The 11,230-nt window shown below is 38.9% G+C and carries 9 protein-coding genes and 2 tRNA genes; 8 read left to right on the forward strand and 3 right to left on the reverse strand.

Annotation, left to right across the window (positions count from 1 at the left end; translation table 11 throughout):
- Positions 1-28 precede the first annotated feature (28 nt).
- The 7 genes from I6F66_RS17310 to msrB all read left to right on the forward strand — a co-directional run bounded on the left by I6F66_RS17310 (position 29) and on the right by msrB (position 8,730).
- Entirely contained in the window at positions 29-760 is a 732-nt protein-coding gene (locus I6F66_RS17310; RefSeq protein WP_197209516.1) for an RNA methyltransferase, read from the forward strand.
- Between the two features lie 68 nt (positions 761-828).
- Positions 829-4,230 carry a chromosome segregation SMC family protein gene (locus I6F66_RS17315; protein ID WP_197209517.1) on the forward strand — a complete coding sequence of 1,134 codons (3,402 nt, stop codon included), beginning with the start codon at positions 829-831 and terminating at the stop codon, positions 4,228-4,230.
- Positions 4,231-4,303: 73 nt separating this feature from the next.
- The gene (zipA, locus tag I6F66_RS17320; RefSeq protein ID WP_165740835.1) at positions 4,304-5,071 is read left to right on the forward strand and encodes a cell division protein ZipA; all 768 of its coding nucleotides are present in this window, start codon (positions 4,304-4,306) and stop codon (positions 5,069-5,071) included.
- An 80-nt stretch (positions 5,072-5,151) separates the two neighbouring features.
- A complete protein-coding gene (gene ligA / locus I6F66_RS17325) occupies positions 5,152-7,170 on the forward strand; it encodes an NAD-dependent DNA ligase LigA (RefSeq protein ID WP_165734827.1) in 2,019 nt (672 codons plus the stop codon).
- A gap of 10 nt (positions 7,171-7,180) precedes the next feature.
- Positions 7,181-7,699 (forward strand): DUF2919 domain-containing protein, encoded by a 519-nt coding sequence (locus tag I6F66_RS17330; protein WP_007584017.1) that lies wholly within the window; start codon positions 7,181-7,183, stop codon positions 7,697-7,699.
- A 2-nt stretch (positions 7,700-7,701) separates the two neighbouring features.
- Positions 7,702-8,142: a hypothetical protein gene (locus I6F66_RS17335; protein ID WP_007584019.1), complete on the forward strand. Its 441-nt coding sequence runs from the start codon at positions 7,702-7,704 to the stop codon at positions 8,140-8,142.
- A gap of 147 nt (positions 8,143-8,289) precedes the next feature.
- The gene (gene msrB, locus I6F66_RS17340) at positions 8,290-8,730 is read left to right on the forward strand and encodes a peptide-methionine (R)-S-oxide reductase MsrB (RefSeq protein ID WP_007584021.1); all 441 of its coding nucleotides are present in this window, start codon (positions 8,290-8,292) and stop codon (positions 8,728-8,730) included.
- Between the two features lie 4 nt (positions 8,731-8,734).
- Here msrB and I6F66_RS17345 read toward each other — a convergent pair whose 3' ends face one another.
- Positions 8,735-10,381: a tetratricopeptide repeat-containing response regulator gene (locus I6F66_RS17345; RefSeq protein ID WP_197176565.1), complete on the reverse strand. Its 1,647-nt coding sequence runs from the start codon at positions 10,379-10,381 to the stop codon at positions 8,735-8,737.
- A gap of 271 nt (positions 10,382-10,652) precedes the next feature.
- Between I6F66_RS17345 and I6F66_RS22790 the strand changes: the two genes are divergently transcribed.
- Positions 10,653-10,781: a hypothetical protein gene (locus tag I6F66_RS22790; protein ID WP_269435061.1), complete on the forward strand. Its 129-nt coding sequence runs from the start codon at positions 10,653-10,655 to the stop codon at positions 10,779-10,781.
- A 235-nt stretch (positions 10,782-11,016) separates the two neighbouring features.
- Here I6F66_RS22790 and I6F66_RS17350 read toward each other — a convergent pair.
- Together I6F66_RS17350 and I6F66_RS17355 are read right to left on the reverse strand one after the other, a co-directional pair.
- Positions 11,017-11,092, reverse strand: a tRNA-Val gene (locus I6F66_RS17350).
- Positions 11,093-11,153: 61 nt separating this feature from the next.
- Positions 11,154-11,229, reverse strand: a tRNA-Val gene (locus tag I6F66_RS17355).
- Position 11,230 lies beyond the last annotated feature (1 nt).

Below are 11,230 nucleotides of genomic sequence, written 5' to 3' on the forward strand. Positions count from 1 at the left end.
ACTTGCTGGATAATTTTATGGGGCTGTTATGATTTCAAAAAACCAACTCAAACTTATTCGCCAACTTGGCCAAAAAAAGTACCGAAAGCAATATAATCAATACCTTGTACAGGGTGAAAAAAACGTACTTGAGTTATTAAACAGCCCATTAAATGCGGTTAATATTTTTGCTACTGATGAATTTATAAATGCGTACCAAGGTGAGTATCAGCACGCTAATTTTATTGAAGCGGATGAAGAGACCCTCACTAAAGCAAGCACATTAGTTAGCAATAATGCAGCCATTGCTATTGTTGATATGCCAAAGGCGGCTTTACCACAATCAAGTGGCTTAATACTCGCGCTTGATGGCGTATCTGATCCTGGTAATTTAGGCACTATAATTAGAGTAGCCGATTGGTACGGTATTAAACATATAGTAACTAGCACCGACAGCGCAGACGCTTACAACCCTAAAACAATTAGCGCTACAATGGGCTCATTTGTAAGGGTATCGGTAAGCCAAGTAGATTTACCTGATTACTTACAGTCTTTAAATTTACCTGTTTACGGTGCTTTTTTAGATGGACAAAGTGTACATAAAACCCAATTTACGGGCTCAGGCGTTTTACTAATGGGCAGTGAGTCGCATGGTATACGCGAGACATGTGCAAATTTAGTGACCAATAAAATAACCATTCCCGCTTTTGGTGGTGCAGAGTCACTTAATGTTGCAATGGCGACCGGTATCATTTTAGATAACTTTAAACGACAAGCTTAATCTATTAGTAAATTATGGGTTAAATTGTTTATGACAAATAACAATAATAAATTGGTAATAACAATAAGATGCGCTTAAGCACTATTAAATTAGCGGGCTTTAAATCGTTTGTAGAGCCCACTAAAATTCCATTTCCTGATCAAATGACGTGTGTTGTAGGCCCTAATGGCTGTGGCAAATCTAACGTTATTGATGCAGTACGATGGGTGCTAGGTGAAAGCTCTGCTAAAAACCTGCGTGGCGATGCCATGACCGACGTTATTTTTAATGGCTCAACTAATCGTAAAGCCATATCGCAAGCTTCTGTAGAGCTTGTTTTTGATAACGATAAAGGTAGTCCTTCAAACACATTTGCTGATCGAAACCAAATTGCGATTAAGCGCTTAGTAACGCGCGACGGGCTGTCGCTGTACTTTTTAAATGGTAGTAAATGCCGTAAGCGCGATATTACCGATATATTTTTAGGCACCGGTCTTGGTCCGCGTAGTTACGCGATTATTGAGCAAGGGATGATCTCGCGCTTAATAGAAAGTAAACCACAAGAATTACGTGTATTTTTAGAAGAAGCCGCTGGTGTTTCTAAATACAAAGAGCGCCGCCGCGAAACACAAACACGCATTAAAAGCACCCGCGAAAACCTTGAGCGTTTGTTAGATGTGCGTAAAGAGCTGCAAAGCCAGTTAGATAAATTGGCTGTGCAGTCGGTTGATGCAAAAAAATACCGAGAGTTAAAAGCGCAAGAGCGAACGCTAAAAGGGCAAATTGCGGTTTTAAAATGGCAAAAGTTACATCAGCAACAACTTGAAAAAAGTACTCTAATTAAAAAACTGAACGATCAAATTTCTTTTTTTAAAACTGCTAACTCAGGGCATGACGATGTACTTGCAAGCTTAGAAGGGCAAGTACAAGCCAAGCAAGATAAACTAAGCGATGCACAGCATCAGCAACATGTAATACACACCGAGCTTACCCGCGCTGAGCAACAGCAAATAAATGTAAAGCAACAAACTCAAACGCTTAAACAAAATTTAATTAAATTACAGCAACGCCAAACCCATAGCACTGAAGTTAAAACGCAGCAGCAAATTGTGTGCGAGCAACTAAATGAAGCCCTGCAAGAGGCAAGTGAAAACGCGTTAATGTGCGAAGAGCAAGTTAGGAAGTTAACGCATGAGCTTGAGGAATTATTAGCACTGAAGCAGCGCCACAATACACACTGGCAAACTTTGTGTGAGCAACAGCAACAACTTAATAATAATGCGCAACTGCATAGCAGTCACATTAAACAAACTCAGCAGCAAATAAGCCACGTTAACGAGCAAATTGATCAGTTAAATACGCAGCTTACTGACTTACAAAGTAGCGATGTAGAACAACAATTAACGCAGCAAACACAGCAAACACAAACATTAACCCAAGAACTTGCTGCTAAACAAACAGCGCACACGCAGTGCAGTGCTAAGCTTGAAGTGCAAAATGAGCGTGTTAATAACTCACAAAAGCAATATTCGACGCTTACTCAAACAATAAACGAGTTAAAAGCTAGTATAACAGGGCTTAAAAGTACATTAGGGCTTGATGAAGAAAGTGAAAGTACTAATGGTTTGTTTAATCAGCTAAGTGTTAAAGAAGGCTTTGAGCCCTTAATAGAGCAAGCACTTAAATCGCTAGAGAACTTAAATGTAAGTCAGCAGCAAGCTGATAATAGTGTGTGGCCAATTAGTGGTAAGCACATTGCTGAAAATAGCTTAGCTGCATTCATAACAAGCGGCGTGTACCCAGATCATTTAACGCGCATTGCTTATAGCGAGAGCGGTGATCTAACGCTCTTAAAAGATGCTTATTATACAGCCGTTATGGATAAAAACGGTGCTTTATATGGTCGTAACTGGCATGTAAGTGCCGATCGAAATGCAGAAAACTCATTACTTTTAAAACATAAGCAATTGCAGGATAAAGCTCAGCAGTTAACCAATGCCGAGGATGAGCTAAAACAAGTAACACACACTCGTGATGAACATACAGCTGATCAAATAAAGTTAATTAACGAGCAAAGCGAGCTAAAAGAAGCCATACATGAGCTTGCGCAAAATATAGCAGTAGGGAGTACGCGAAGCGATATGCTCAAACAGCAAGTAGCGCACTTTAAGCTGCAACTAGAAAAGTTACAGCAACAAAAACAGCAATTAACCACTGCGCTTTTGCAATTAAATAAAGTGCTTGATGAGCAAACAGAGCAATTTGAAGTGTTAAATGAGCAGCAACTTAACTTAGCGGATGAGGTAGACGCTGCAAATAGCCTGCGCTCACAAAGTGATAAAAGTTATAGCGAAGCATTAAGCATGCTTGAGCAATATAAAACGCAAGCGCATAAGGCAACGCTCTCAGAGCAAAAGGCACGCAGTGAATGGCAGTTAAGCCAAACCAAATTGAGCCATGCAGAGCAAGAGCACGTTAGTGCATCTGAAGGTGCGCAAGAATTACTCAATGAAATAGAAGAGCTGCTGATCCCAGAGCAAGAACTGGGCGATAAAATAACGCAGTTTTTAGCGCAGCATCAAAAAGGCGAGCAGGCACTGGTATTGCTACAAAAAGAATTAGCTCACGCTAAAGAAAGTTTAAATAGCAAGCAAGCAAGTCTTAAAAACTCACAAGGTGAGCTGGTGGGCTTGCAAGAGCAGCATCAAAAGCTAACAATTGAAGAGCAAAGCTTACTAATAAAAGCGCAAGTTGCGCTCGAGCCATTAGAAGAGCTAAAGCAAAGCTTAAAAGCAATACTTGATGAATTACCTGATTCATTGAATTTAAGTGCAGCGCAAAATCAGTTAACCGGATTTACTAATCAGTTAGATAAATTAGGTGCAGTAAACTTAGCGGCAATTGAAGAATTTGATTTAGCTAAAGCTCGTAGTGATTATCTTGATAATCAATTAGATGATTTAACAAAAGCGTTAAGTACCCTTGAAGGTGCAATTCGTAAAATTGATAGTGAGACCAAAATACGCTTTAAAGCGACGTTCGATCAAGTTAACGAAGACTTTGCAGAGCTATTTCCTAAAGTTTTTGGTGGTGGTAGTGCGTATTTAGAATTAACCAGTGACGATTTACTCGAAAGTGGTGTTAGTATAATGGCACGACCACCGGGTAAGAAAAATTCAACAATTCATTTGTTAAGTGGTGGAGAAAAAGCGCTGACCGCATTATCATTAGTGTTTTCTATATTCAGGCTCAATCCAGCTCCTTTCTGTATGCTGGACGAAGTAGATGCACCATTAGATGATGCCAACGTTGTGCGTTTTTGCCGTTTGGTTGAAGAAATGTCACAATCAGTGCAGTTTATTTATATTAGTCATAATAAAATTGCGATGGAAATGGCTGGTAGATTAACAGGTGTTACTATGGCAGAACCTGGCGTATCGCGTATGGTTGCTGTAGATATAGAGCAGGCTGTGCAACTTGCACATGCATAAATTTTTATAACAAGTGTATTATTTTTAATTAATATACAGGTTTTAGGCATATCAAATAATAAAAGGTGAGGGGATGGCCGAACAATTAAGATGGGTTTTAATCATTATCAGTGTAGTTGTCATTGGTGGTTTATTAATACATGGATTGTGGTCTGTGAGAAAAAAAGACCGCCCAGAAGTATCTGATAACGAGCGGGTTGAACCATTACAAGAAAGCGCATCAGCTTCATCTAAACCGTTTCGAACTGAGGCTGAACCAAAAGAGCTAATGCAAAACGAACGTGATGAGCCACAGTTTGGTGAGCTTAACTTTGATGCAAATGAGCCGCAAATAGATACAAGCGTTCCAGAAGTGCCGATTGAAGATGACCTAGAAATAGTTGATGACCTAGAAGCAAAAGAGCAAAGCGCGGAAGAAGCACCTGCCCAAATGTCTGACTTTGTTATTGTACATATTCAAATGCCGGAAGAGCTTAGTATGCAGGGCAGTAAATTATTGCCAGCAGTTAACACTTTAGGTTTTAAATATTCTGAGGAAGGCTTTTTTAATCGCCACTTAGATCCGGCTGGTCAAGGCCCTGTTTTATTTAGATTAGTAAATATGTACAACCCAGGTACGTTTGATATTGATAATATGGAACAGTTTAGTACCGCAGGGGTAAGCTTATTTATGACGTTACCGTGCGACGGCGATGGTCTAGCTGCATTTAATATGTTGCACAGCGCAGCTAAAAAGTTAGCGGATGAATTTGGTGCGCAAATTTTAGATGCTGAGCGAAATGAAATGACCGTAGATCGCGTAAGACAATATGTTGAGCAGGTTCGTTCTTTTTCAGCGTAAATAACGCATACATTATATTTTTATAAGCCACTGGACGGTGAATCGTCAAAGTGGCTTTTTTTATGTTTATTGAGGTTTAAATGTCTAGCAGCATTAGTGAGCAAGTTAATCATCTTCGTACTACATTAGAGCAACACAATTATAATTATTATGTGCTCGACACCCCCAGTATTCCTGATTCTGAATACGATAGGTTATTACGCGAACTAAGCGCACTTGAAACCGAGCATCCTGAATTTTTAACCGCCGACTCACCTACACAAAAAGTAGGCGGTGCAGCACTTAGTAAATTTGAACAAGTAGCGCACCAAGTACCCATGCTCTCACTTGATAATGCCTTTAGTGAAGAAGAATTCACTGCGTTTAATCGCCGTATAAAAGAGCGTTTAATGAGTACTGATGAGCTTACTTTTTGTTGTGAACCAAAACTTGATGGTTTAGCTGTATCAATTATTTATCGCGATGGTGTGCTTGTACAAGCGGCTACTCGAGGTGATGGTTTTACCGGTGAAAACATTACTCAAAATGTTAAAACCATTCGTAATGTACCGCTCAAGCTCCGTGGTGATTACCCAAAAGAGCTTGAAGTTCGCGGCGAAGTATTTATGGACAGCGCTGGCTTTGATAAATTGAATACTGAAGCGCAAAAACGCGGTGAAAAAGTATTTGTTAACCCGCGTAATGCAGCCGCGGGGAGTTTGCGTCAACTCGACTCTAAAATTACCGCTAAACGCCCACTCATGTTTTATGCGTACAGCACCGGGCTTGTTGCTGATGGCAGCATTCCTGAGGATCACTATCAGCAATTAGAAAAGCTGACTGATTGGGGGCTACCTTTGTGCCCAGAAACAAAATTAGTTGAAGGTCCAAAAGCCGCGCTCGAGTACTACAGCGATATTTTAACGCGCCGTGGTGAGCTTAAATATGAAATTGATGGCGTAGTAATAAAAATAAATAAAAAGACCTTACAAGAGCGTTTAGGCTTTGTGGCACGTGCTCCTCGTTGGGCTATTGCGTATAAGTTTCCGGCGCAAGAGGAAATAACCCAACTACTTGATGTTGATTTTCAAGTCGGTCGTACTGGCGCCATTACACCTGTTGCACGTTTAAAGCCTGTTTTTGTGGGTGGCGTTACCGTATCAAATGCAACGCTTCATAACAGTGATGAAGTTGCACGTTTAGGCGTAAAAGTAGGCGATACAGTTATTATTCGCCGTGCTGGAGACGTAATCCCACAAATAACTCAAGTTGTACTTGAACGCAGACCTGATGATGCCAGAGATATCGAATTCCCGACGACTTGCCCAATCTGTGATTCTCATGTTGAAAAGGTTGAAGGCGAAGCTGTAGCCCGTTGTACGGGTGGACTTGTATGTCCTGCACAGCGTAAGCAAGCTATTAAGCACTTTGCTTCGCGCAAAGCGCTGGATATAGATGGTCTTGGCGATAAGATTGTTGATCAGTTAGTCGATAGAGAACTTATAAAAACGCCTGCTGATTTGTTTATTTTAAAACAGGGGCATTTTGAGTCACTTGAACGTATGGGACCTAAGTCAGCTAAAAACTTAGTAACAGCACTTGAAGAGGCTAAAGGCACTACGCTTGCTAAGTTTTTATATTCATTAGGTATTCGAGAAGCCGGGGAGGCGACAGCACAAAATTTAGCTAATCACTTTCTAACCCTTGAAAATGTAATAAATGCCAGCATTGATAGTTTAACGCAAGTAAGTGATGTAGGCGAAATAGTCGCTGCTCATGTTCGTGGCTTTTTTGATGAAGAGCATAATTTAGCAGTTGTTAATGCGCTGATAGATCAAGGTGTAAACTGGCCAGCGTTGAGCGCACCTTCTGAGGAAGAACAGCCGCTCGCTGGGCTTACATATGTACTTACAGGTACGCTTAATACACTTAATCGCAATGATGCAAAAGCACGATTACAACAACTTGGTGCCAAGGTGTCTGGTAGCGTATCGGCTAAAACAGATGCGTTAGTGGCGGGTGAAAAAGCAGGTTCAAAACTAACAAAAGCACAAGACCTAGGCATAGACATACTAACTGAAGATGAATTAATTGAGTTGCTTATAAAGCATAACGGTTAGGAAAATGACAATGAGCCGATATGGGCCAGAATACTGGGATAAGTACGGAAGTTACCGTACGCCTATTGCATTTCATTTAAGTGTGCTTGTGCTATTACGCAGTTATTTTATTTGGGTTATTGCGGCTTTAAGCCGCAGGCCTGAACTAGATTTAATGTCGTTATTTTTTAAAAATAAAAATGATTTTTTTATCGCAATAACGATTGGAAGTATTGCAATAATACCGACTATTTTATTTTGTTTACGCAGACCACGAGATTCACACAGTGCAAGCAACAGGTTAGCAAGAATATGGCGACATATGCGCTGGCCTCTTATTTTATGTGCAGTTGTTGATTTAACATGGTTAAGTGTTCAAGCAGCGCATAGCCATTATCGATTTTCATCATTTTTAGCAGTACAAATGATGATTGTTTTATGGGTATTATGGTATTTGGTGAAAAGCCGCTATTTAACTGTTTTCTTTAATGATTGGCCTGAGCCGACAGAAAAGGCATCAGAAGAAAAAAAGCGACTTAAAAGGGATTAGTTGTGGACGCCGTAAATAAAAAAATAGCGATAGCTATATCGATAATAGGCTTTGTGCTTATTATTTTAATGATTAGCACTGAGCTTTTAGAGTTTATGTGGTTTAAAGCGTTATTTGGGTTATGGGTATTTGTTTTTTGCTCAAGCGTTTATAGGTTAACGCCTTTATTTAAATCAAGAAACAGGTTAGAGGATTTTATTCAGCGAGACGCCCAGCACTTATTACTTTTTAGTTTGATGGGATTTTTTGATAAAAAGCATGGTCCAGATTGGTTAGTTATTGAGAGTATTGAACGTATAACGACAAAGGATGATGAGCTAATAATTTACAGTAATAACGAGCGCCAAATGAGTGTTAGTTTACCTGTAAAAAAAGCAGAGCTAGATAGTTTTATTAAACGAATACTTACCGACTCAGAAAAACAAAATATTACCTTTAGCTAAGAAAATTACCTTTAAGATTGAACGAGTTTTAGTCTTAAACTGTCAACACTCCTTAGCTGATCTTTAGTGTATTAAATAACGTAATAATTAGCCGTACTTTTTATGACTTTATAAAGTATAGCTAATCAACTATTCAATGAGGCTATTATGTTGAAGTGGAATGATGTTATTAACTTTGCCACCAATGGCAATCCTACCCCAAGTAAAAAAGTAGTCAAAACTGACGAGCAGTGGCGGATGCAACTATCAGAAGATGAATATTACGTAACACGTAAAAAGGGAACAGAGCGCCCAGGTAGCTCGGGTAGTTGTACATTACTCGAACCTGGCAAGTATGTGTGTATTTGTTGTGATAATCTATTGTTTGATGCTGATGAGAAGTTTGATAGTGGTACTGGTTGGCCGTCATTTACGCAACCTGCGACAATTGAAGCGATTGGCTATGTAAGCGATACAAGTCATGGTATGGAGCGCATAGAGGTGGTTTGTAACGTGTGCGATTCGCACTTAGGTCATATTTTTCCAGATGGTCCATTACCAACGGGTTTACGTTATTGCGTTAATGCCGCATCAATGAAAAAGCTCTAATATTTTATTTACTAGCGCTTTGAATATCTAAATTAATTTCTTTTGCTATGTGCAAAATCTTATCTAAACGCTGCGTCTGATCTGCTTGTAATTTAGTTTTATCAAGAAGGGCGTAGCACCTTCTAGCAAGATCCATATTAAATGAGCTGCCAGATTGCTTAGTTGAATCAAATAGGCACTGTAATAAATTAAGTGCGATACTTTGATTACGAGGCATGACTCTAAACGCTTGTGTAAAAGCTTCCAACGCAGTATTTAATTGGCCTTTATTAAATTGACTAACGGCATGGTTGTTAAGCTCTTTTGGACCCATTTTAATATCGCGTCGCTCACTTTGTTGCTGCTGAATATAACGTAAGTAAGTTGTGTCGCTAACTGCGGGATGTCTTTCACAGTGGCTAATTATTTGTGTGAATAAGGTTTGCGCCTTTTGATGAAACCCCAGTTCATGAAATGCTTTTGCTTTATCAAGTGCGCCATCAACCGATCGGATATGAGTATCGTCATCATCAAGTTGTTCAATTAGCTTTTTCGCTTTTTGATGCTCGTCTTTTAAGTAATGGAGTCGTGCATTAAGTACATCAATTTGAGCTTGATTCGCATTATTAGGAAACTGTTTTTTTAAATCATTAATGTACTGATTAGTTTGCCTTGAAATTCGCTGTATTTGATCGGTTTGATCCGTCGTTAGCGCAAAGTCGATACCTGCACGTGCTGCATTCAAATATACATCGGGGTGGTCGTGTATTGAGTGTTTTGCAAAGGTGGCTATATCTTTTTGAGTTAAATAGCTTTTTTCGTAGTCGTGATTAATTAGCGACACATTACTTAGCGATTTTTGGCGTGTGATATTTCGCGGTGCAATTTCTGCAGCTTGGCTTAAAAAGCTTTGTGCTAGCTCAAATTGATTTAGCTTTATTTCTAATCTGCCCAACAAATCAAGGGCTACTAAACGAGTTTCTTGGCGCTCTAACATTGTTTTGAGCATTCGCTGCGCCAAAATATGTTCGTTATTCGCTATAAGTGCTTCTACTAAGCCTACTTTTGCCCAAGCAAATTTTTGAATGTCGAGAACAGACTTAAAAAAGTCTTTCGCATCTTGAGCGCGCTTTAAGCGAAGTAAGGCATCACCTTTTAAGCGAAGTAGGATAGGGCTGTAATTATTATTTTTTTTATCCAGAGCGGTATCAATAAACTTAATAGCTTTTGAATCGTTACCATCATCAATTAATGAATACACTGTTTGTAAGTCGTGTTTACGCTTTAGGATTCGTTCAATGCGTATTTTAAGCTCTTGTACTGTAAAAGGTTTAACTAAAAAGTCATCAGGTTGCAGCTCAAGAACACTATGAACGAGTGAGCCACTTGTTTCTGCTGAGATAAAAATAAAGCCAGTCGAGCTTTTTATGAGTTGCTTTACACGTAGCTCTTCATAAAGCTGGTAGCCATCTTGGTGTTTATTTAAGTTGAATGAGCAAACGATTAGATCAAATTCTTCACTTAAACACTGCTCTTTTGCAGAATTTGCATGATCAGCAAAGCGCAACTGCCGAAAGCCAAGCCTTTCTAACGATTGTTTCATATAGCTTTGAGCAAGTGGCTGCTCCTCTACTATAAGTATTTTGGCTTTTGAATAGATCTTAGTTGGCATTGGCTTAAGCGTGATTGTATTTAACACAGACTATAATCAACAGTTTAACTCCTTACAAGGGAATTTAAATGATAGCTGTATTTATTAGGTAGTTAACTTTGCCTAATACGTTTATCTAACTACGAAGGTACTGAGCCGAATAACATAATTAAAAACTAAATAAGTAAAATTGATAACGCTATATTTGATGAGTGCTTTGATATGGAAATTTAGATTTTAATAAAAATATGAAATGTATTTAAGGTAAAAAGAGGAGTTAAACGTATTCAATATGGGAAAAAAGTTATTACTAGAGAAGTTGTCATTTAAAGAGTTATCTGATGGTATTTATATGTGGTGGGTGATTACTTGGCTTGATACCAGTGACTTAATTACATACGACTTATACCAACCTGCATAAATCTTTGATCAATTTAACGAATTAAATTGCACTATAACGTCGTTAAAAATTTTTTATTTAGAACAACTAGATACAAAAACTTTTGCCTAGTTCTAGCGTAATTTTCTTAACGTTAAATAGACCCCATATATAAGCAGATTGGTATTATATATTGAGTTCTTATGAAGTTCTTAAATGTATTTAATATGCGAAGAAAGAGTTATTACTAGAGAGGTTGTCTGATGGTATTTATATGTGGTGGGTGATACTGGACTTGAACCAGTGACCCTCGCCTTGTAAGGGCGATGCTCTCCCAACTGAGCTAATCACCCACATATAATAGGTATGCTTGTTATTTAATTCTTTATTATCAATAAACCGCTTGATGTAATTTGGTGGGTGATACTGGACTTGAACCAGTGACCCTCGCCTTGTAAGGGCGATGCTCTCCCAACTGAGCTAATCACCCA

The organism is Pseudoalteromonas sp. NZS100_1 (assembly GCF_015864285.1).
Taxonomy (GTDB): domain Bacteria; phylum Pseudomonadota; class Gammaproteobacteria; order Enterobacterales; family Alteromonadaceae; genus Pseudoalteromonas; species Pseudoalteromonas arctica.